Source organism: Streptomyces sp. A012304, assembly GCF_026008495.1.
In the GTDB taxonomy this organism is placed as follows: domain Bacteria; phylum Actinomycetota; class Actinomycetes; order Streptomycetales; family Streptomycetaceae; genus Streptomyces.
Window position 1 is genome coordinate 65582 of sequence record NZ_BQUN01000099.1, and the last position, 24215, is coordinate 89796.

The 24215-nt window shown below is 75.6% G+C and carries 3 protein-coding genes; all 3 read right to left on the reverse strand.

The genetic code is table 11. The features are described from left to right. Positions 1-2434: condensation domain-containing protein (locus tag ALMP_RS25175; RefSeq protein ID WP_264932073.1), on the reverse strand; the 2434-nt coding region annotated here is incomplete at its 3' end. A gap of 17 nt (positions 2435-2451) precedes the next feature. Then, complete coding sequence (locus ALMP_RS25180; RefSeq protein ID WP_264932075.1) at positions 2452-17919, reverse strand: non-ribosomal peptide synthetase; 15468 nt, start codon at positions 17917-17919, stop codon at positions 2452-2454. After that, positions 17916-24215 (reverse strand): non-ribosomal peptide synthetase, encoded by a 6300-nt coding sequence (locus ALMP_RS25185; protein WP_309299532.1) that lies wholly within the window; start codon positions 24213-24215, stop codon positions 17916-17918. Before ALMP_RS25185 ends, ALMP_RS25180 begins: the two co-directional genes overlap by 4 nt.

Sequence of the window (24215 nt, forward strand, 5' to 3'; positions counted from 1 at the left end):
CGGCGAGCGCGAGGGCGGTGAGCATGGCCTCCTCGGGGCCGGCGTGGAAGAGGGCGGGCAGCGGGCCGAGCAGCGTCCGGGTGGGCCGGGCGGGCAGTGTCGCCGTCAGCTGGCGGGCCACGCCGAGGGTGTCGCGGGCGGGGTCGACGCGCCGGTCGGCGAGGAGCGGGTCGTCGGCGTCCAGCACGGCGCGCCACAGGTCGAGTTCGGCGGCGCGGCGTTCGGTGAGCGCCTCCTTCTCCAGCTCCTGGGCCCAGCGGCGGAAGGAGGTGCCGACCGGGTCGAGGGAGACGGGCCGGCCGGAGCGGGCCGCGGTGAGCGCCGTCTCCAGGTCGGGCAGCAGGACGCGCCAGGAGACGCCGTCGACGGCGAGGTGGTGCACGACCAGGGCGAGCCTGCCCTCGGTGCCGGGTCCGGCGTCGAACCAGACGGCCTGCACCATGCGGCCCTCGGCCGGGGCGAGCCGGGCGGTGGCGGCGCGCACCTGCTCCGCCTCGTCGCTGTCGCCGTCGCCGGCCGTCGGGTGCCGGTGGACGCAGTCCTCGGCGCGGACCGCGCCGCGCGCGGCGACCTCCAGCGACCACTGCCCGTCCGGGGCGGTGCCCAGGCGCAGGCGCAGCGCGTCGTGGTGGTCGAGGAGCGCCTGGACGGCGGCCCGTACGTGGGTCTCGTCGAGGCCGGCCGGGACGGGCACCGTCATGGTCTGGTTGAAGGCGTCGACGGGCCCGCCGCGGCCCAGCTGCCAGCGCATGATCGGGGTGAGCGGCACCGGACCGACGCCGTCGTCCGGGCCGTCCTGCGGCGCGGCCCCGGCGGGGGCGGCGGAGCCGGCCAGCGCGGCGAGCCGGGCGACCGTGCGGTGCTCGAAGATCTCCCGCAGGCTGAGCGCGATGCCCTCCTTGCGGGCGCGGTGCGCGAGCTGGATGGAGCTGATGGAGTCGCCGCCGCGTTCGAAGAAACTGTCGTCGACGGAGACCGACTCGACGCCGAGGACCTCGGCGAACAGACGGCACAGCAGTGCCTCGCGTTCGCTGTCGGGGCGGCCGACGGGGGCTTCCTCGGGCGTCTCGACGGTGCGCTGCCGGGGCCGCAGCAGGCGGTCGCGGTCGGCGTCGGTGAACGTCCGAACGGTGCCCACCGCCCGGTCCGGGTCGGCCGCGAAGGCGGCCAGGACGGCCAGCAGCCGGTCGAGGATCTCGCGTCCGACGCCCTCGGCGAACAGGTCGGGGCGGTGGTCCAGGCGCACCGTCATGCGGTCGCCGCGGACGGTGCCCTCGAGGTTGAGGGCGTAGTGCGTGGCGTCCCGGGTGGTGGCGGCCACCGCGCCGATGCCCTCGGCCGAGGACTGGAGGGTGTCGGTGTCGATGGGGTAGTTCGCGAAGATCGTGATGGCGTCGAAGAGCGGCCCGGTGCCCAGGGTCTGCTGGATCTCGGCCAGCCCCAGGTGCTTGTGGGCGAGCAGGTCCGCCTGCCCGTCCTGGAGCAGGCGGACCTGCTCGCCGAGGGAGAGGGCGGCGTCCAGGCGCAGCCGCACCGGCAGGGTGTTGATGAACAGACCGACCATCTTCTCCACGCCGGGCAGCTCCGGCGGGCGGCCGGAGACGGTCTCGCCGAAGACGACGTCGTCCCGGCCGGTCAGTCCGGCCAGCACCAGGCCCCACGCGGTCTGGAACACGCTGTTGAGGGTGAGGCCCAGCGAACGGGCCCGCTCGGTGAGGGCCTTGGTCAGGCCCGGGTCGACGTCTTCGATCAGCGTCACCGGCAGCGCGGCGCCGGCGCCGGGGCCGGCCACCAGGGTGGGTTCGGCCCCGGCGAGCGCGTCCTTCCAGGCGAGTTCGGCCGCGCCCCGGTCCTGCCGGGCGAGCCAGCCGAGGTAGTCCTTGTACGGCACGACGGGCGGCAGCGCTGCGGTGTCCCCGCCCGCGGTGTAGAGGGCCATCAGCTCACCCAGGACGAGCGGCATGGACCAGCCGTCCAGCAGGATGTGATGAGCCGTGAAGACGAACCGGTACTCCTGCTCGGCCAGTTTGACCAGCGAGAACCTGAGCGGGGGCCGCGCCAGGTCGAAGCGGCGGGTGCGGTCGGTGTCCAGCAGCCGGCCCAGTTCCTCCTCCCGCTCCGGCTCGGGCAGGTGGCTGAGGTCGGTCTCGGACCAGTCGGGTTCGGCCTCGCGCAGGATCACCTGGACCGGCTCGCCGGTCTTGCGGTTGCGGAACGAGGCGCGCAGGTTGTCGTGCCGGCCGAGGACGGCCGCGACGGCGGCGCGCAGGGCGGCGGTGTCCAGGTCGCGGCGCAGGTCGAGCGCCATCTGGATGACGTAGACGTCATCTCCCCGGGTCTCGTCCGGGTTCCCGTCCTCGTAGAGGGCGTGGAAGAGCATGCCCTTCTGGAGCGGGGACAGCGGCCAGATGTCGACGAATCCAGGCTTCGTCACCGTGCTGTTTCCTCTCATCAGCTCAGATCACTCTCGAATTCATCGATCTCGTCCTGCGACAGCTCCAGCAGGGACACGTCGGACGGGGTGAGGCCGCCGGCCTCGGGGCGGTGCGCGCACTCGGCGAGCGAGGTCAGGGCCCGGAACCACAGGTCGGCGAGGTCGTGGACCTCCTCTTCCGGGAAAAGGGCGTCCGGCCAGGACCAGATGGCGACGAGGCGGGCCCCGTCGGGCCGGTCCTGGGCGACCGCGCTCAGCCCGAGGGCGTGGGCGAGCGGTCGCTGGTCGTGGCCGCCGCTGCCGAGGGACTCGGTGGCCTCCGGCGGCGCCGCCCAGTCCTCGGCACGGACGGCACTCGCGTCGACGGCGTCGAAACGGCCGAGGTAGTTGAAGCCGATCTGCGGCTCGGGGCGGCCGGCCAGCTCGGGAGCGGTGTCCGGGTTGAGGTGGCGCAGCAGGCCGTAGCCGATGCCCTTGTCGGGGATCGCCCGCAGCTGCTCCTTGACCCGCTTCAGAGCGGTGCCGGGGTCGGCGTCGTGGGCGCCGGGGTCGACGGCGACCGGGTAGAGGCTGGTGAACCAGCCGACCGTGCGGGACAGGTCGGCGCCCGGCACGATCTCCTCACGGCCGTGACCCTCCAGGCCGACCAGGACCGCGCTCGCCTCACCGCGGCCCCGCTCCCGCCGCCAGCGGGCCACCGCCAGCGCCAGGCCGGTGAGCAGCACCTCGTCGACCGCGGCGTGGAAGAGCGCGGGCACCGCGCCGAGCAGCGGCTCGGTGACCTCGGGCGGCAGGGTGACGGTCAGCCGGCGGGCGGTGGCCACGACGTCGACGGCCCCGTCGAGGGCCCGCCGGCCCAGCTGCGGGTCGTCGGTGTCCAGCACCGAGCGCCACAGACCGAGTTCGGCGGTACGGCGCTCGCTCAGCGCCTCCTTCGCCAGCTCCCGCGACCAGCGGCGGAACGAGGTCCGTACCGGTGCGAGGCGGGCCTCGCGGCCGTCGCGGACGGCCTCGTAGGCCTCCTTGAGGTCCTCGCGCAGCACCCGCCAGGACACGCCGTCCACGGCGAGGTGGTGCACCAGGAGCAGCAGCCGTCCGGGGCGCTCGGGGCCCGCGTCGAACCACACCGCGCGGACCATCTGGCCCCGGGCGGGCGACAGTTCGCGCTGGAGGCGCGCCTGGGCGTCGGCCACCGCGCCGATCAGGTCGCCGTCGGCGACGGCGGCGACGTCGACGCGGGTGAGCAGGGCGGCGGCGTCGACCGAGCCCCGCTCGGCGACCTCCAGGCGCGGCCCGTCGGGGCCGTCGACGGTGCGGGAGCGCAGGATGTCGTGGTGGTCGAGGACCGCCTGCACGGTGGCCGCCAGCCGCTGCGGGCCGGCGTCGGCCGGGACCTGGAGCAGCGCCGCCTGGTGGACGTCGTCGGTGGGCCCGCCCCGCTCGTACAGGTCGAGCATGACCGGAGTGAGCGCCAGCTCGCCGACGGCGTCCTCGGGGGCCTCGCCGGGGGCCGGGTCGTCGTCCTCGCGGGCGATGCGGGCCAGGGCCCGGACCGTCTTGTGCTTGAAGACGTCCCGCAGACTGATCAGCAGCCCCGCGGCGCGGGCCCGGCCGGCCAGCTGGATGGAGACGATGCTGTCACCGCCCAGCTCGAAGAAGTCGTCGTCCGGGCCGACCTGCTCGGCGCCGAGCAGGTCGGCGAAGAGGCCGGCGAGGACGCGTTCGCGGGCGGCGAGGTCGGTCTCCCCGTGTGCCGTCGCGGGCGCGTCCGCCGTGGCGGGCGTTCCCGGGCCCGCCGTTGACGCGATCCGTGCCCGGACCCCGGCCCACCAGCCGGTGAGCGGGTCGTCCACCGGGCGCGGGGGGCCCGCCGGGTCGGTGGCCAGGGTCTCCAGGACGTCCCGCAGCCCGTCGGCGACGGCCTCCGCCTCGGCCTTGGTGAACAGGTCGGGGCGGTAGCCGAACCGGCAGTGCAGCTGGTCCCCGGCGAGGCCGGCGTCCAGGGTGAGCGGGTAGTGCGTGGCGTCGTCCATCACCAGGTCGACCGCCCTGACCCGGTCGCCGTCGCCGCCGAAGCCGGCGCCGTCGGCGGGGATGTTCTGGAAGACCAGCAGGGTGTCGAAGAGTTCGCCCTTGCCGATCAGGCGCTGGAGGTCGACCAGCCGGATGTACTGGTGCGGCGTCAGGTCGAGCTGCTGCTCCCACAGCCGGGGCAGCAGCGCCTCCGCGCTGTCGCCGGGGGTGCGGGCGGCGTCCAGGCGCAGCCGCACCGGCACGGTGTTGATGAACAGACCGACCATCCGCTCCACGCCGGTGACCTCGGGCGGCCGGCCGGAGACGGTCGCCCCGAAGACGACGTCGTCGCGGCCGGTGAGCCGGGCCAGCAGCAGCCCCCAGGCGGCCTGCACCACCGTGTTCATGGTGGTGCCGTGGCGGGCGGCGAGCGCGGTGAGCCCGGCGACGAGGTCGCCGCCGAAGGTGACGGAGACCTTCTCGGTGGCCACCGCCGCGCGGTCCGGGTCGGCCGGCGCCAGCAGGGTCGGCTCGGCCGAGTCGTCCAGCACCGCGCGCCAGGCCCGCTCGGCGGCGCCCCGGTCCTGTCCCGCGAGCCAGGACAGGTAGCCGCGGTAGGGCCGGGCCTCGGGCAGCCCGGCCGGGTCGCCGCCGGCCGCGTACAGCCGCATCAGCTCGTCGAGCAGGACCGGCGTGGACCAGCCGTCGAGCAGCAGGTGGTGGAAGGTCAGCACCAGCCGGGCACGGCCGCCGCCCAGGCGCAGCAGGGCGCAGCGCAGCAGCGGGGGCCGGTCGGTGTCGAACCGCTCCGTGCGGGCCTCGCGCATGGCCCGGTCCACGGCGGCGTCCCGGGCGGCCTCGTCGAGGTCGCCGAGGTCGGTCTCGGACCAGGGCAGCACGACGTCCTCGGGGATGAACTGCACCGGCCGGCTGAGGCCCTCGTGGGCGAATCCGGCCCGCAGGTTCTCGTGCCGCCGCAGCAGCGCCTCGACCGCCGCGCGCAGCACCGCGGTCTGCGGGTCGCCCTCCAGGTCGAGCCCGAACTGGACGGTGTAGACGTCCCGTTCGCGCTGGTCGTACAGGGAGTGGAAGAGCAGCCCTTCCTGGAGGGGGGCGAGCGGCAGGACGTCGGCGAGGCGGCGCCCGTCGCTCTCGAGGAGGTCGACGTCCCGCTGCGTGAGGTCGACCAGCGGGAAGTCCGACGGGGAGCGTCCGCCGTGGTGGACGGCGGCGATCTCGCGGACCGCCCGCTGCCAGTCGGCGGCGAGTTCGTCGGCCTCGCCGTCCGCGAACAGCGCCTCGGGCCAGGACCAGACGGCTGTCAGGCGGGGACCGCCGGGTCCGTCGTGCGCCCAGGTCTCCACGTCGAGGGCGTAGGCCGCCGGCAGTGCGGGGTCCTCGCCGCGCACGGGGCGGGCGGGGGCCGGGGCGTCGATCGGGACGGCGCCGTCGGCGAGCGGCTCGGCGAAGCCGCCGCGGTGGGCGAAGCGCACGCTCGGGGCGGGCAGTCCGGCCAGCAGCGGCACGGTCTGCGGGTTGAGGTACCGCAGGAGTCCGTAGCCGGAGCCGTCGCCGGGCACGGCGGCGAGCCGCTCCTTGACCTGCTTGACCCGGGCGGCGGCCGGGGTGCCCGGCGCGCCGGTGTCGAGCAGCACCGGGTGGACGGCGGTGAACGGGCCGGCCGTGCGGGCGGCGTCGCTCACGGCCGTGCGGCCGTCGTGCTCCACGCCGACGAGGATCCCGGCGTCCGTGGGCAGCCCGCGCCGGGCGCGCCACTGGGCGACGGCGGCGGTGAACGCGCCGAGCAGCACCTCCCGCGTCCCGGTGGCGAACCCGTCGGGGACGGCCGAGAGCAGGGCGGCCGACTCGGCGGCGTCGAACGTCACCTCCAGCCTGCGGACGGTGGCCCCGGTGTCGCGGCGCGGGTCCGGGGCGCTCGCGGCCGGTGCCACCGGCTCGGCGGCGAGGGTGTCCGTCCACGCCTGGAGCTCGTCGATCAGCTCCGGGGCGGCGGCCGCGGCGGCGGTCCGTTCGGCCAGGGCGCGGTAGGAGGTGCCGGCCGGCGGCAGCCGGTGCGCGGTGCCGGTGGTGGCGGCCTGCCAGGCGGTGCCCAGGTCGTCGAGCAGGATCGGCCAGGAGGCGGCGTCGGCGGCCAGGGCGTGCATGGCGAGCAGCAGCCGGTGCTCGCCCGCCGGTCCGCCGTCCAGCCACACGGCGCGCAGCAGCACGCCCTCCTCGGGTGCGAGGGCGGCGCGGGCGGCGTCCGTCTGCCGGGCCGCTTCCGCGGCGAGCGCGCCGGCGTCGGCGCCGCTCATGTCGACGCGGGTGAGCAGGGCGGCGGCGACGACCTCGGCGCGCGGGAGGACCTCCAGACCCCACACCAGGTTGCCGGCTCGGCGGGTGAGGCGCTGCCGCAGGGCGTCGTGGTGGTCGCACAGGGCCTGGAGCGCGGAGTGCAGCCGGGCCTCGTCGGTGCCGGCGGGCAGGGCGAGGAGGGCGGTGGCGGCCGCGAGGTGGGGGCGTCCGCCGCGCTCGCGCAGCGCGTGCGCCGCGGGCAGCAGCGGGACCTCACCCGTCCCGGTGTCCTCGGGGGCGTCCCGCTGGGCGCCCTCGTCGAGCCCGGTGGCGGCGGCCGCCAGCTCCTCGACGGTGCGGTGGCGCAGCACGTCGGCCGCGGTGAACTCCAGGCCCGCCTCCAGGGCGCGGCTGACCAGCTGGATGGAGACGATGCTGTCGCCCCCCAGGTCGAAGAAGCTGTCGTCGATGGTCACCTCCGCCACGCCGAGGAGGTCACCGATCAGCCGGCACAGCAGGGTCTCCTTGGCGTCGCGCGGGGCGCGGCCGCCCTCGCCGCGGTCGCCGAAGTCCGGCTCCGGCAGCGCCGAGCGGTCGACCTTGCCGTTGGCGTTCAACGGCAGGGCGTCCAGCACGGTGTACGCGGCGGGCACCATGTACTCCGGGAGCCGTTCGGCGAGGTGGGCGCGGAGCACCCGGGCGTCGGCGCCGGCCCCGTCGGCGGCGACGACGTGGGCCACCAGCTGCTTGCGGCCGTCGTCGGCCTGATGGACCGTCACCGCCGAGCGGGCGACCGCCGGATGGGCGTCGAGGGCGGCCTCGATCTCACCCAGCTCGATGCGGAAGCCGCGGATCTTCACCTGGTCGTCGGCGCGTCCGGCGAACCGCAGCTGCCCGTCGGCGTTCCAGCTCACCAGGTCGCCGGTGCGGTACAGGCGGGTGCCGGGCGCGCCGAACGGGTCGGCGACGAAACGCTCCGCGGTGAGGGCGGGGCGGTCGAGGTAGCCGCGGGCGAGACCCTCCCCAGCGATGTACAGCTCGCCCGTCACCCCGGCCGGCACGGGCCGCAGGAAGTCGTCGAGCACGTAGACCCGGGTGTTCCACAGCGGGGCGCCGATCGGCGGCTGCACCGCGCCGGACTGCGGCCGGCTCATGGTGGAGCAGACGGTCGCCTCGCTGGGGCCGTAGACGTTGAGCAGCCGGCGGCCCTCGGACCAGTGCGCCACCTCGTCGGGCGGGCAGGCCTCGCCGCCGACGGCGAGGGTGCGCAGCGCGGGCAGGTCGGTCCTCGGCAGGGTCGCCAGCACCCCGGCGGTGATCTGGAGGTGGGTGATGTCGTACGCGGCGAGCAGCCGGGCGAGTTCCTCGCCGGCGGGGGCCCGGTTCCCCTCGGGCAGTACCAGCGCGGCGCCGGTCAGCAGGGTCATCGCGAGGTCGGCGACGGACACGTCGAAGCTCGGCGAGACGGCCTGAAGCACACGGCTGGTGGTGTCGATGGCGAAGTTCTCCGCGTGCGACCCGGCCATGCCCGCGATGCCGCGGTGGGTGACCACGACGCCCTTGGGGCGGCCGGTCGAGCCGGAGGTGTAGATGACGTACGCGGGGTGGTCGACCGCGAGCGGCCGGTGGCGGTCGCTGTCGGCCGGGTCGCCGGCGGGGGCGGCGGCCACCGCGTCCAGCACCTCGGCGTCGTCGGCGCGCAGCACCGGCACCCCGGTCGGCGGGGTGAGGGCGTCGCCGGAGGTGACGACCAGGGCCGGGCGGGCGTCCGCGGCGATGTAGGCGATGCGCTCGGCCGGGTAGCCGGGGTCGACGGGCAGGTGGGCGGCGCCCGCCTTGAGCACGCCGAGGGTGACGGCGAGCCACTGCGGCGAGCGGGGTACGGCGACCATGACCCGCTGCTCCGGGCCGACACCGTGACCGATGAGGTGGTGGGCCCAGCGGTTGGCGTGGGCGTTGAGGTCGGCGTAGGTCAGCCGCTCCTCCCCCGCGATCACCGCGACGGCGTCCGGGGTGGCCGCCGCCTGCCGTTCGAACAGCTGCGGCAGGGTGGCGGCGGGCACCTCGCGGGCGGTGTCGTTCCACTCGCCGAGGACCCGGCGCAGTTCCGCCCCGGGCAGCAGGTCGATCCGGCCCAGCGGGCGGTCGGGGTCGGTGGTGACCGCGTCGAGCAGGGCCGTGAACCGGGACACCACCGACTCCACGGTGGCCCGGTCGAACAGGTCGGTGCGGTAGCTGACCAGTCCGCGCAGTCCGGCCGGGCCGCCGTCGGCGGTGAACTCCTCGGTGAGTTCGACGCCCAGGTCGGTCTTGGCGGAGGTGAGCTCCAGCTCCGCCGGGCGGGCGGTGAGGCCGGGCAGTTCCAGGCGCGGGGCCGTGTTGTTCTGGAAGGCGAGGAACACCTGGAACAGCGGGGTGTGCGCCAGCGAGCGGACCTCGGCGCCGAGGTGGTCGACGAGCCGTTCGAAGGGCAGGTCCTGGTGGGCGTAGGCGGCCAGGTCGGTGGCGCGCACCCGGCGCAGGAGTTCGGCGAAGGTGGGGTCGCCGGAGGTGTCGGTGCGCAGCACCAAGGTGTTGACGAAGAAACCGACGAGGTCCTCGAGGGTCTCGTCCGGGCGGCCGGCGACGGCGGTGCCGATCGGGATGTCGGTGCCGGAGCCGAGCCGGGTGAGCAGGGCCGCGAGCGCCGCCTGCGCCACCATGAACAGGCTGACCTGGTGGTCGCGGGCGAGGCCGGCGAGGCGGCCGTGCAGCTCGGGGGCGAGCCGGAACTCGACGGTGGCGCCGTCGCCGGTCATCTCCGCCGGGCGGGGCCGGTCGGTGGGCAGCGTCAGCTCGGCGGGGGCGCCGGCCAGGGTCGTGCGCCAGAACGCCAGCTGGCGGGCGGCGAGGCTGTCGGGGTCGCTCTCGTCGCCGAGCAGCTCGCGCTGCCACAGCGTGTAGTCGGCGTACTGCACGGGCAGCGGCGCGAAGTCGGGCGTGCGGCCCGCGTGCCGGGCGGCGTAGGCCTGCGACAGGTCGCGGGCCAGCGGCCCGTTGGACCAGCCGTCGGACGCGATGTGGTGGAGGTTCAGCAGCAGCACGTGCTCGGTGTCGGAGACGGTGAACAGGGTGGCCCGCAGCGGCGGTTCGGTCGCGAGGGCGAAGCCGCGCGCGGCCTCCTCGCGCAGCGCCGCGCCGATGTCCTGCGGCGCGCGGGCGACGACGTCGAGGCGGACGGGCGCGTCGGAGGCGTCGAGCACGCTCTGCCGCGGCCTGCCCCCGGTGTCGGGGAAGACCGTGCGCAGCGTCTCGTGCCGGGCCACCACGTCGGTGAGGGCCGCGCGCAGTGCCGCCACGTCGAGGACGCCGTCGAGCCGGATGCCGAGGGGAATGTTGTAGGCGCCGGACGGGCCGTGCAGCCGGTCCAGGAACCACAGGCGGCGCTGGGCGTACGACAGCGGGACCTCGGCCGGCCGGGCACCGGCCGCCGGGCGCGGCCGGCCGGTGGCGCCGGCGGTGATCCGGGCGGCGAGCAGCGCCGGCGTGGGCGCCTCGAACACGGCGCGCACGTCGACCTCGGCGCCGAAGGCGGAGCGGACCCGGCTGAGCAGCCGGACGGCGCTGAGCGAATTGCCGCCGAGCTCGAAGAAGTGGTCGTCGACGCCCGCCTCGGGCCGCTCCAGCACCTGCGCGAAGAGCCCGCACAGGATCTCCTCCTGCGGGGTGCGCGGGGCGCGTCCGGCGGGGGCGGTGGTCGTCTCGGGCGCGGGCAGCGCCCCGCGGTCCAGCTTGCCGTTCGGGGTGAGCGGCAGCCGGTCGAGGACGACGACGGCGTCCGGGACCATCGCGGCGGGCAGGACCTCCGCGAGCCGGTCGCGCAGCTCGCGGCCGGTCGGCGTGGCCCCGGCGGCGGGCACGGCGTACGCCAGCAGCCGGCCGCCGTCCGCGCCGTCGTCGACGACGACCGCCTGGGCGGTGACGCCGGGCAGGGCGGCGAGCGCGGCCGCGACCTCGCCGAGTTCGACACGGTGGCCGCGGATCTTCACCTGGTCGTCGGCGCGGCCGACGAACACCAGGTTGCCGTCGGGCAGTCGGCGGGCCACGTCGCCGGTGCGGTACATGCGGGAGCCGGCCGGGCCGTGCGGGTCGGCGGTGAAGCGCTCGGCGGTCAGCGCGGCCCGGTTCAGGTAGCCGCGGGCCAGGCAGGGGCCGGCGAGGTACAGCTCGCCCGGGACTCCGGCCGGGACCGGGCGCAGCGCGCGGTCCAGGACGTAGGCGCGGACGTTGCCCTGCGGGCGGCCGATCGGGACCGGTCCGGGGGCGAGGTCGGTGCCGGGGGCGATGCGGTACTCGGTGACGTTGACGGTGGCCTCGGTGGGGCCGTACACGTTCCAGACGGTGGCGTCCGGGTGGCGGGTCCGCCAGGCGGTGAGCGCCTCGCCGAGCAGGGCCTCGCCGCCGAGGAGGAGTTCCCCGGTGGGCGAGTAGGGCTCGGGGAGGGCGTCGAGCAGCGGGAGGTGGCTGGGGGTGGCCTTCATGAAGGTGACCGGGGTCCGCGCCAGTCGGCCGGAGGTGGCCGGGTTCTCCTCCAGGGCGGTCATCAACACGGTTCCGCCGACGGTGAGGGGCGTGAACAGGGCGGTGACGGTCAGGTCGAAGGCGACCGGTGAGTGCAGCAGGGCGAGGCCGCCGGCCGCCGGGTAGGCGGTGCGCGTCCAGGTGAGGTAGTCGACGACCGAGCGGTGCGTGACCACGACGCCTTTGGGGCGCCCGGTGGAACCGGAGGTGTAGATGACGTACGCCGGGTGGTCGGCGCCGGCCCGCCGGTCGGTGTCGGTCACGGCGTCCGCCGGCCGCGCGGCGAGCTGCCGGGCGGTGTCCGGGTCGTCGAGGACGAGCGTGCGCACGTCGTGCCCGGCGAGGACGGCGGCGGTGGCCCGGTCGGTCAGCGCCAGGCGGGGGCGGGCGTCGCCGAGCAGGTAGGTGATGCGCTCGGCGGGGTGGGCGGGGTCGAGGGGCAGGTAGGCGGCGCCGGACTTCAGCACCGCGAGCAGGGCCACCGCCAGGTCCGTGGAGCGTTCCATGGCGACGGCGACCAGCCGCTCGGGGCCGGCGCCCTCCTCGACGAGGGCGTGGGCGACCCGGTTCGCGCGCTCGTCGAGCTGGGCGTAGGTGAGTTCGCCGGTGCCGTCGGCGACGGCGACGGCGTCGGGGGTGCGCGCGGCCTGCGCCTCGATCAGCTCGTGGATCACGGCCGGGGAGGCGGGCAGCTCGGGTCCGGCGGCGCCGGCGGTCAGCTCCCGGGTCTCGGTGGGGTCGAGCAGCGCGAGCCGGCCGACGGGGGTGTCCGGCGCGGCGACGACGGCCTCCAGGACGCGCCGCAGCTGCCGGGTCGCGGACCGCGCCAGCTCCTCGTCGAGCAGGTCGCCGCGGTAGTACCAGTTGAGGACCATCCGCCGGTCGTCCTGCATCACGACCATGCCCAGCGGATAGTGGTTGTCGCCCTTGGTGTCGACGTCGGACAGGGTCAGCCCGTGCACGGTCCGCCCGTCGGCGTCGTCGGCGGGGAAGTTCTCGAAGACGACGGCGGTGTCGAAGAGCGTGCCGAGGCCCGCGAGGCGCTGGAGGTCGGCCAGGCCCAGGTAGTGGTGGCCGAGGAGTTCCACGCGCTGCGCCTGGACGCGGGCGAGGGTGTCGACGAGGGAGACGGCCGGGTCGACGCGGACGCGCACCGGCACGGTGTTGCTGAACAGGCCGACCATGGACTCCACGCCCGGCAGCTCCGGCGGGCGGCCGGAGACGGTCTCGCCGAACAGCACGTCGTCACGGCCGGTGAGGCCGGCCAGGACCAGGCCCCAGGCGCCCTGCACCACGGCGTTCAGGGTGAGGCCGTGGGTGCGGGCCGCCGCGACGAGGGCGGCCGTCAGGTCGGCGGGCAGCTCGTCCACGATCCGGCCGGGCAGGGCGGCGGCGTGCCCGGCGGCCTGCGGGGCGACGAGCGTCGGCTCGTCGATTCCGGCGAGCGCCGTGCGCCACGCCTCCTCGGCGGCGTCCCGGTCCTGCGCGGCGAGCCACTCCAGGTAACGCCGGTAGGGGACGACGGGCGGCAGCGCCGAGGCGTCGCCACGCTGCCCGTACAGCGCGAACAGCTCGCCCGCCAGGACCGGCGCCGACCAGCCGTCGAGCAGCAGGTGGTGGGCGGCGAACAGCAGCCGGTGGCGGTCGGCTCCGAGCCGGATGAGGGTGAAGCGCAGCAGCGGCGGGTGGGCGGGGTCGAAGCGGCGGGAGCGCTCGGCGACCAGCAGCCGCTCCAGTTCGGCCTCGCGCGCGGCCTCGTCGAGCCCGCTGAGGTCGATGTCGTTCCAGGGCAGGTCGACCTCGGCGGGCACCAGCTGGACGGGGGTGCCGTCGGTGGTGCGGTGGAAGCAGGCCCGCAGGCTGGCGTGGCGGGCGAGCAGCCCGGCGACGGCCGCGCGCAGCGCCTCGGTGTCCAGGTCGCCCTGTACGTCGACGGCGAGCCGGGTGATGTAGACGTCCTCGGCGTCCTGGTCGTACTCGGTGTGGAAGAGCAGGCCCTCCTGGAGCGGGGAGAGCGGCAGGACGTCGGTGAGGTGCGGGCGGGCCCGCTCCAGGCGGTCGATCTCGGCCTGGGTGAGGTCCAGCAGGGGCAGGTCGGAGGGGACGAGCCCGCCGGTGCCCTCGGGCCGGTCGGCGCACGCCACGAGGCCGGCCAGGGCGTCGAACCAGGCGGTGGCGAGGTCGCGCACGTCGTCCTCGGTGAGCAGGCCGCCGGGCCAGGTCCAGGTCGCCGTCAGGCGCGGCCCGTCGGCGTGGGTCTCGGTGACGGCGTTGGCGGTGAGGGTGTACGGCAGGGGCGTGCCGGGCTCGGCGCCGCCGCCCAGGCTGCTGTCCTGTCCGTCGTCGGCGGTGTCGGCGGACTCGCCGATGCGGCCGAGGTAGTTGAAGCCGATCTGCGGCTCGGCGAACTTGGCGAGGGCCGCCGCGGTGCGCGGGTTGAGGTGGCGCAGCAGGCCGAAGCCGATGCCGTTGTCGGGGATGGCGCGCAGCTGTTCCTTGACGGCCTTGAGCGCGCCGGCCAGCGCGGGGCCGCCCTCGGCGAGCGGGCCGGCGGGGATTTCGCCCGGGTCGAGGCGGACCGGGTAGAGGCTGGTGAACCAGCCGACGGTGCGGGACAGGTCGGCGCCGTCGAGGATGTCCTCCCGGCCGTGGCCCTCCAGACCGATCAGCACGGAGGAGGTGTCGCCGCGGCCCAGCCGGCGGCGCCAGCCGGCCACGGCCAGCGCGAGCGCGGTCAGCAGGACGTCGTTGACCTGCGCGTTGAAGGCGGCCGGTACGCGGCCCAGCAGCGGTTCGGTGAGGTCGGCGGGCAGCCGCAGGGTGAGGTGTCCGGCGGTGGCGAGGGTGTCGGTCGCCGGGTCGAGGGGCCGTTCGGTGAGCAGCGGGTCGGGGGCGGACAGGATCGAGCGCCACAGCGGCAGCTCACGGATGCGGTCGGGTTCGCTCGCGGCGGCGGTGAGGTGCTGGGCCCAGCGGCGGAACGAGATGCCGACGGGTTCCGGGGTGAACGCGGTGCCCTGTGCGGCGGCGTCCAGGGCGGCGGTGAGGTCGGGCAGCAGGACGCGCCAGGAGACGCCGTCCACGGCCAGGTGGTGGACGACGACCAGCAGCCGGCCGGGCCGGTCGGCGCCGGCGTCGAGCCAGACGGCCTGCACCATCCGGCCCTCCTCGGGGGCCAGCCGGTCCTGGGCGGCGGCGAACTCCCGCTCGGTGACGGCGCGCAGGGCGTCCGTGTCGAGGCCGGTGACGTCGGCGCGGTGCAGCGACTCGGCGGCGGCGACGGTGCCGGGCGGGGTGATCTCCAGGGTCCACTCGTCGATGTCCTCGATGCGGGTCAGCTTCAGCCGCAGGGCGTCGTGGTGGTCGAGGAGGGTCTGCAGGGCGGCGGTGACGCGGGCGGTGTCGAGTCCGGCGGGCACCGGCACCGGCATGGCCTGGCTGAACCGGGCGGCGGGGCCGCTGTGTTCGCTGAACCAGTGGATGATCGGGGTGAGCGGCACGCCGCCCACGCCGTCCGAGACGGCGGCGCGGCGCGGTGCGGCGGTGGCCTCCTGGGCGGCCTCCGCGAGCGCCTCGACGGTGCGGTGGGTGAACACGTCGCGGGGGGTGAGGCGCAGTCCCGCCTTGCGGGCCCGGCTGATCAGCTGGATGGAGCCGATGCTGTCGCCGCCCAGCTCGAAGAAGCTCTGGTCGGCGCCGACCTTCTCCAGTCCGAGCACCTCGGCGAAGAGGCCGCACAGCAGTTCCTCGCGCTCGGTGGCGGGGGCGCGGCCCTCGGCCGCCGCGGGCTGCGGGGCGGGCAGTGCCTTGCGGTCGAGCTTGCCGTTGGCGGTCAGCGGCAGGGCGTCGAGGGCGACCACGACGGAGGGCACCATGTACTCCGGCAGCAGGGCGCCGACATGGGTGCGCAGCGTCTCGGCGTCGACGCCGTGCGACGCGGCCGGCACGACGTAGGCGACGAGCTGACGGACGCCTTCCTGGACCTCGTGGACGGCGACGGCGGCGTGGTCCACGTCGGCGTGGCGGGCCAGGGCGCTCTCGATCTCGCCGAGTTCGATGCGGAAGCCGCGGATCTTGACCTGGTCGTCGGCGCGGCCGACGAACTCCAGCTGCCCGTCGGGCCGCATCCGCACCACGTCGCCGGTGCGGTACATCCGCTCGCCGGGCGCGCCGAAGGGGTCGGCGACGAAGCGTTCGGCGGTCAGGCCGGGGCGGCGCAGATAGCCGCGGGCGAGGCCGGCGCCGGAGACGTACAGCTCGCCCTCGGTGCCCTCGGGCACCAGACGCAGCGCCGCGTCGAGGACGCGGACGTGGGTGCCGAGCACTGGGGCGCCGATCGGTACCGCGTGACCGGAGGGCTCCAGCGGGGTGCTCATGGACACGGCGACGGTGGACTCGGTGGGGCCGTAGGCGTTGACCATGCGGCGGCCGGGTGCCCAGCGGGCCACCAGCTCCGGTGAGCAGGCGTCGCCGCCGACGATCAGGCAGCGGAAGCCGGGCAGTTCGGTGGCGGGCACGCTGGCCAGCGCGGCCGGCGGGATCAGGGCGTGGGTGACCCGGCGGGCGGCGACGACCTCGGCGAGCGGCTCGCCGGCGAGCGGGCCGGGCTCGGGGACGATCAGGGCGGCGCCGGAGGTCAGGGTCATGCACAGTTCCAGGACCGAGGCGTCGAAGCTCGGCGAGGAGAACTGGAGCACGCGGGCGGTGGCGTCGACCGCGAACCGCTCGCGCTCGGTCGCGGCGAAGGCGGCGAGGCCGGCGTGGCTGACGACGACGCCCTTGGGCACACCGGTCGAGCCGGAGGTGTAGATGAGGTAGGCGGGCGAGGCGACGGACACCGGCCCGGCGGGCCGCGCGTCGGCGGCGGACGCGGGGGCGGTGGTGGCGTCCACGAGCAGGACGGGTGTGTCCCCTGCGGGTACGACGGTCTCGTACGCGGTGCTGGTGAGGACGGCCGCGGGGCGCGCGTCGTCGAACATGAAGGCGATGCGCTCGGCCGGGTAGTCGGGGTCGACCGGGAGGTAGGCGGCGCCGGCCTTCATCACCGCGAGCGAACCGAGCACGGACTCGACGCTGCGGCCCAGGACGAGGGCGACGACCTGCTCGGGGCCGACGCCCTGCGCGGCGAGGCGGGCGGCGAGCGCGTCGGTGCGGGCGTCGAGTTCGGCGTAGGTGAGGGTCAGCCCGGCGGACTCCACGGCCACGGCGTCCGGGGTGCGGGCGGCCTGGGCGGCGAACAGCTCGGGGAAGGTGGCCTGTTCGACGGCGCGCGCGGCACCGGTCAGGCGGGCCCGCTCGTCGTCGGAGAGCAGGTCGAGTCCCGCCACGGTCCGGGTGGGGTCCTCGGTCAGCGTGGTGAGGATGCGCACCAGGCGGGCGCCGATCAGCTCGACCTGCTCGGGCCGGAACAGGTCCGGGCGGTAGTTGAGCAGCAGCCGCAGCCGGCCCTCGTACACGTGGGAGACCAGGCAGAGCGGGTAGTGGTTGGCGTCCAGGACGTCGAAGCCGTCGATGGTCAGCTCGCCCGCCAGGGAGCGCAGGCTCTCCAGGTCGAACGGGAAGTTCTCGAACGCCACGTAGGTGTCGAAGAGTTCGGGGTGCCCGGAGAGCCGGTGGATGTCCCGCATGCCGGTGTACTGGTGGGCGGACATCTCCAGGTGCTCGCGCTGGAGTCCGGCGAGCACCTGGTGCAGGGTGTCGCCGCTGTCGGGGCGGACGCGCACCGGCAGGGTGTTGATGAGCATGCCGACCATGCGTTCCACGCCCGGCACCTCCGGCGGCCGGCCGGAGACGACGGTGCCGAACACCACGTCGTCGCGGCCGGTGAGCACCGACAGCAGCAGCGCCCAGGAGCCGTGGACGGCGCTGGAGAAGGTCAGGTCGAGGGCGCGCAGCCGGGCCGCGAGCGCCTCGGTGTCCGCGGTGGACAGCTCCAGCACGTGCGTGTCGGGGTGGACGACCTCACGGGTGGGGTCGGAGGGCACCAGGCGGGTGGGGGCGTCGATGCCGGCCAGCGCGGCCCGCCAGGCCTCCTCGGAGGCCCGGTGGTCCTGGCGGGCGAGGTGGGCGAGGTGCTCGCGGAACGGCGTCACCGGCTCCAGGCCGGAGGCGTCCCCGCCGGCGGCGTAGACCTGGAACAACTCGCCGAGCAGCACCGAGGTGGACCAGCCGTCGAGCAGGATGTGGTGGAAGGTGCACAGCAGCCGGTACGCGTCGTCCGCGAGGCGGATCAGGCGGTAGCGCATCAGCGGCGGGCGGGTGAGGTCGAAGGAGTGGGCCTTCTCGGCGGCCTGGAGGCGCCGCAGCTCCGTCTCCCGTTCGGCCTCGGCGAGGCCGCGCAGGTCGCTCTCGGCCCAGGGCACCTCCACGTGCCGCGCGACCATCTGCACGGGGCGGCTCTGCTTGGGGTGCAGAAAGCCCACACGGAGGTTGGCGTGGCGGTCCAGCAGCGCCTGCGCGGTGCGGTGCAGCGCCGCGGTGTCCAGGGCTCCGCCCAGGTCGAGGACGACCTGCACGGTGTAGACGTCGTTGCCGGTCTCGTCGTACAGCGCGTGGAAGAGAAGCCCCTCCTGCAGCGGGGACAGCGGAAGGATGTCCTCGGGACCCGTCTTCGTCATTGCAGCGTCCTCCACTCGGCTTCGAGGCCGTCGATCTCGTCTTGGGAAAGCTCCACCAGCGCCAGGTCCGACGGGGTGTAGCCGCCGGCGTCGGGGCGCTCGGCGTGATGGAGCAGCGCGCGCACGGCGCGGAACCAGGTGTCCGCCAGTTCACGGACGTCGGCCTCCGACAGGAGCCGTCCCGGATAGGTCCAGCGGGCGGTCAGGCGCGGCCCGTCGGGCTGCTCCTGGACCAGGGCGTCGATCTCCAGCGGGTGGGAAAGGGGCAGGTCCGCGCCCTCGGCGAGCACCACGTCGCTCTCGGGGGCGGGCCCCCAGTCGCCGCCGGGCGCGGCGGCCCGCCCCAGGTAGTTGAAGAGGACGGGGGCGGTGGCGAGCCGGGCCAGCCGGGGCCCGGCGTCCGGGTCCAGGTGGCGCAGCATCCCGAAGCCGATGCCCTCGTCGGGTACGGCGCGGAACTGTTCCTTGACTGCGCGCAGCACCCGGCCGGCCTCGGGGCCGCCGGCCCACAGCCCGTCCCAGTCCTCGACGTCCAGGTCGAGCCGGGCGGGGCGGATGGCGGTGAACCAGCCGACCGTGCGGGACAGGTCGACGCCGTCGGCGATCTGCCGGCGGCCGTGGTCCTCCACGTCCAGCAGGACCCCCTCGCCGCCCGTGCGCTGCCGGCGGCGCCGCCAGTGGTCGATCGCCACGGCGAGGGCGGTGATCAGCACCTCGTGCACGCCCGCGTTCAGGGCGGTGGGCGCCTGGTGCAGCAGTGCGGCGGTGGCGTCGGCGGGCAGCGCCTGGGTGAGGTGCCGGGCGGCCACGGCGGTGTCCCGGGCCGGATCCAGCGGCCGGTCGGTGAGAGCGGGGGCGGGCCCCTCGAGCATCCGCGTCCACAGCTCCTCCTCGCCGGCGCGGGCGGCGGTCCGCTCCACGAGCAGTTCCGCCCAGCGCCGCAACGGCGTTCCCACCGGGGCGAGTTCGGGTTCCTTGCCGACGGTGGCCGCCTCCCAGGCGCTGCGCAGGTCAGGCAGCAGGACCCCCCAGGAGACCCCGTCGACGACGAGGTGGTGGGCGGCGAACAGCAGCCGTCCGGGGGTGTGCGGGCCGGCGTCGAACCACACCAGCCGCACCATCGCGCCGGCCGCCGGGTCGAGCCGGTGCCAGGCGGCGCGGGCCTCCCGTTCCAGGGTGGCGCGCAGTTCCTCGCCGTGCTGCCCGCCGATGTCGACGCGGTGCACCAGGCCGGCAGCGCGGACGCTGCCGGGGGCGGGGATGTCGTACGTCCACGTGCCGTCGGCGCCGGTGCGGTCCAGGCGGGTGCGCAGCGCGTCGTGCCGGTCGAGCAGCGCCTGGAGGGCCTCGGTGAGCGGGCCCTCGCCCAGCTCCGGCGGGACCTGGAGCAGCAGCGACTGGTGGAAGGCGTCGACCGGGCCGCCCCGCTCGCGCAGCCAGCGCATGATCGGTGTCGGGGTCAGCGGGCCGGTGCCGGCGGCGGAGTCGTCGGGGGCCGCGGGTTCCTCGACGAGGTCGGTGCGGGCGGCCAGGGCGGCGACCGTCTTCAGTTCGAAGACGTCCTTCGGGTTGAGCGCGATGCCGCGGCGCCGGGCGCGGGCCACCAGCTGGATGGAGACGATGCTGTCGCCGCCGAGCTCGAAGAAGCTCTCGTGCAGGCCGACGGTGTCGCGGCCGAGGACCTCGGCGAAGAGGGCGGCGAGGGTCTCCTCCAGCGCAGTGCGCGGCTGCTCCCCGGGGCCCTCGCCGGCGTCCGCCGCGGTGAACTCGGGGGCGGGCAGCGCCTTGCGGTCCAGCTTGCCGTTCGGGGTGAGCGGCAGGGTGTCCACGACGACGACGGCGGCCGGCACCATGTACGCGGGCAGTGGCCCGGCGGTGTGCGCGAGGACCTCCTCGGGGGTGGGCCGCTCGCCGGCGCCGGGGACGACGTAGCCGACGAGCTGCCGGTGGCCGGGGACGTCCTCGCGGACCGCGGCGGCGGCGCGGGCCACCTTCGGGTGGCGGGCGAGCACCGCCTCCACCTCGCCGAGTTCGATGCGGAAGCCGTTCAGCTTGACCTGGTCGTCGATCCGGCCGAGGTACTCCAGCTGTCCGTCGGCGCGCCAGCGGCCCACGTCGCCGGTGCGGTACACGCGGCTGCCGGCCGGTCCGTGCGGGTCGGCGACGAACCGCTCGGCGGTGAGCGCCGGCCGGTCCAGGTAACCGCGGGCGAGCTGGCCGCCGCCGATGTAGATCTCGCCGGCCACTCCGGGCGGCACCGGCCGCAGCGCCGCGTCCAGCACTCGGATCGTGGAGTTCCACATGGGGCGGCCGATCGGGACGGGGCCGCCGGGCACCGGATCGTCGGGGCCCAGCCGGAACTCCACGCAGCCGACGGTGGCCTCGGTGGGGCCGTATTCGTTGATCACCGTGATGCCGGGCCGGTGCCGGCGCAGTTCCGCGACGGCCTCCCCGATCAGCATCTCGCCGCCGACGACGAGTTCCCGGGTGGGCGCGAACTCCTCGGAGAGCACGCCGAGCAGGGCCAGGTGGGCGGGGGTGGCCTTGAGGAAGGCGGGGCGCGGGGCGCCCGTCGCCGGGCCGTCGAGCGCGGTGACGCGGACCGTGCCGCCGCAGATCAGCGGCGCGTACAGCGAGGTGACGGTCAGGTCGAAGGAGACCGGCGAGTGCAGCAGGGTGCCGCCGGCCACCGACGGGTAGCGCTCGCGGGCGTACTGGAGGTAGACGGCGACCGAGCGGTGCTCGACCACCACGCCCTTGGGCCGGCCGGTGGAGCCGGAGGTGTAGATGACGTACGCGGGGTGCGCGGCGGTCAGCGGGGCGCGGCGGTCGGTGTCGCCGGGGTCGGTGTCCGGGGCCGGGTGCTCGGCCGCGGCGTCGAGCACCGGCACACCGCGCGGTACGGCGTCCCGGGTGCGGGCGTCGGCGAGGACCAGCGCGGGCGCGGCGTCGTCCAGCATGTAGGCGATGCGCTCGGCCGGGTACTCCGGGTCGACGGGGACGTAGGCGGCACCGGACTTGGTGACGGCGAGCAGCGCGATCACCAGCTCGGCCGAGCGCGGCAGCAGCACCGCCACCCGCCGCTCGGGGCCGGCGCCGGCCCCGATGAGGGTGTGCGCCAGCCGGTTGGCGCGCGCGTTCAGCTCCGCGTAGGTGAGGACCCGGTCGCCGTCGCGCAGCGCGTCCGCGTCCGGGGTGCGGGCGGCCTGCCGCTGGAACAGCTCGGGCAGCAGCGCCTCGGGGGCGACGGTGTCGGCCTGGCCGAACTCCTGGAGGACCCGCTGCCGTTCGGGGGCGGTCAGGACGTCGATGTCACCGACGCGCTGCCCGGGATCGGCGGTGAAGGCCTCCAGCACCCGCAGCAGCCGGGCGCTCATCGCCTCGATGGTGGCCCGGTCGAACAGGTCGGTGCTGTACTCCAGACGGCCGGCGATGCCGGCGGCGGCCTCGTGGCCCGCGGAGCGCTCGTCGAGCCCGAACAGCAGGTCGATCTTGGTGACGCCGGGGTCGACCTGCTGCGGCGCGGTGACCAGGCCCGGCAGTTCGAGCGTGGACTCGGCCGGCGTCTGGACGTCCATCATCACCTGGAACAGCGGGTTGCGGGCGAGCGAGCGCTCCGGGTTGAGCGCCTCGACGAGCCGCTCGAAGGGCAGGTCCTGGTGGGCCTGCGCGGACAGCGCCATCTCGCGGGCGCGGTCGACGAGGTCGTCGACGGTGGGGTTGCCGGAGAGGTCGTTGCGGAACACCACGGTGTTCACGAAGCAGCCGACGAGTTCGTCGAGGCGGGCGTCGCCGCGTCCGGCCACGGCGCTGCCGAGCGGAATGTCCTCGCCCGCGCCGAGTTTGCCGAGCAGGACGGCGACCGCGCTCTGCAACACCATGAAGAGGCTGGCCCGGTGCGCGCGGCCCAGGTCGATCAGCCGCTGGTGCAGATCGGCGCCGATCTCGAAGCGGACGATGTCGCCGCGCTGGCTCAGCTCGCTCGGCCGCGGCCGGTCGACCGGCAGGTCGAGTTCCTCGGGCAGCCCGGCCAGGGTCTTCGTCCAGTGGGCGAGCTGACGGCCCAGTGGGCTGTCGGGGTCGGTGTCGTCGCCGAGCACCGACTGCTGCCACAGCGTGTAGTCGGCGTACTGCACCGGCAGCGGCGCGAAGACCGGGGGCCGGCCCGTGCTGCGGGCGGTGTAGGCGTGGCCGAGGTCGCGGGCGAGGGGGGCCAGCGAGAGGCCGTCGGCGACGATGTGGTGCAGCACGACGAGCAGGACGTGTTCCTCGGGGCCGAGCACCAGCAGACGGGGCCGCACGGCGAGCTGCGTGGTCAGGTCGAAGCCCTCGGCGACCACCCCGGCGACGGTCGCGTCGACGGTGGCGGGGTCGGCGGCGCGTTCGACGAGCGTCGCGCGGGCGGCGGCCTCCTCGGGGGTGAGGATGTGCTGCCGCGGCCGTCCGTCGGTCTCCGGGAAGACGGTGCGCAGGCTCTCGTGCCGGGCCAGGACGTCGGCGAGGGCCGCGCCGAGGGCGGCCTTGTCGAGGCGGCCGGTGAGCTTCAGCGCGAGGCCCATGTTGTAGGCGCCGCTCGGCCCCTGGAGCCGGTTGACCAGCCACAGCCGCTGCTGGGTGAGGGAGAGCGGCAGTTCGGCGGGGCGGTGGGCGGCGGGCCCGAGGGCGCGGCGGCCGTCGTCGGCGCCGTCGAGGCGGGCGGCGAGGCCGGCGACGGTGGGGGTCTCGAAGACGGTACGGATGGAGAGTTCCGCGCCGAAGGTCTCCCGGATCCGGCTGAGCAGGCGGATCGCGGTGAGGGAGTGGCCGCCGAGGGTGAAGAAGTTGTCGTCGACGCCCACCCGGGAAACCTTCAGCACCTCGGCCACCAGGCCGCACAGCGCCTCCTCGCGCGCGGTGCCGGGCGCGCGGTAGGCGGCCGTCCCGGCGGGCTGCTCGTCGGCGGTGTCGTCCTGGCGCGGCGGGGTCCAGCCGGCCGGCGCGGTCAGGGCGACGGAGTCCAGCGGGGCGTCGGGGGCGGTCGTGGCCAGGGCGGCGAGGAACGCGGTGAGCGCCTCGCGGTGGCCGGCCACCGCCGTGTCGGTGTAGAGGTCGGCGTTGGCGTGGAAGTCGATGAGGAAGCCGGCGTCGGGCGTGCGGTTGTCCACGACCAGCGACAGGTCCTCCTCGGGGCCGATGGAGAACCCCCGTACGGTGGCCGGCCGGCCGGCGAAGGCCAGCTGCTCGCCGTACATGACGAGGTTGATCTCGGGGCCCCACAGGCGTGCGCGGTCGCCGACCCGGCCGAGGTCGCGGTGGATGTCCTCGTAGCGGTAACGCTGGTGGCGCAGCGCCTGGTGGATGCCGTCGCTGACCGAGCGCAGGAAGTCCGCGACGGTGGCGCCGGGGCGCACCCGCAGGCGCAGCGGGAGGGCGTTGGAGACCATGCCGGGGATCCGGCGGGCGGCCGGCACGGGGCGGGCGGCGGCGGCGAGGCCGAGCACGATGTCGTCGGCGCCGGTGAGCCGGTTGAGGTAGGCGGCGAGGCCGGCGACCACCACGGCCGGCCAGCTGACGCGCGTCTCGCGGGCCAGGTCGCGCAGCGCCTCGGCGCTGTCGGCGGGAACCCGGCCGGCCTGGCGGACGTGATCGGTCGGCACCCGGGTGGGCCGTCCGGCCAGTCCGGCCGGAGCGGCGACGCCGGCGAGGCGCTCGCTCCAGTAGGCGGCGTCGGCCGTGAACTGCTCCGAGCCGCGGTAGTCGGTGTCGAGGTCGACCAGTTCGCCCAGGGTGCCGAAGCCGGCGGGGGCGGGCTCCTGGCCGGCCGCCAGCGCCGAGTAGACGGCGGCCACCCGGGAGACGATCAGGGACCAGCTGTAGCCGTCGACGAGGACGTGGTGGACCCGGCTGAACCAGCTGTGGCGGTCGTCGGCGAGCTTGACCAGGCCGAAGGTGAACAGCGGCCCGGTGGCCAGGTCCACCGGCGCCTTGACGCGCTCCAGCATCCACCGCTCGGCGGCGGCGTCCGGGTCGGCGGCGGCGCTGACGTCGACGGTGTGCAGCTGCCAGTCGAGGTCGGCCACGACGCTCTGCACGGGGCCGTCGGGGCCCGCGTCGAACCGTACGCGCAGCGCCTCGGCCTCGTCGACGGTCCGGCGCAGCGCGGCCTCGAAGAGGGCCGGGTCGACTCCGCCCGATATCTCCACGCACTCGGCGATGCTGTACATCGGGTTTTCCGGATCAACCTGTTGCGCCAGCCACATTCCGTACTGGGCGGCCGTCAGCGGCAATTGAAGTCCATTCCGGTCGGCCATTGCCAT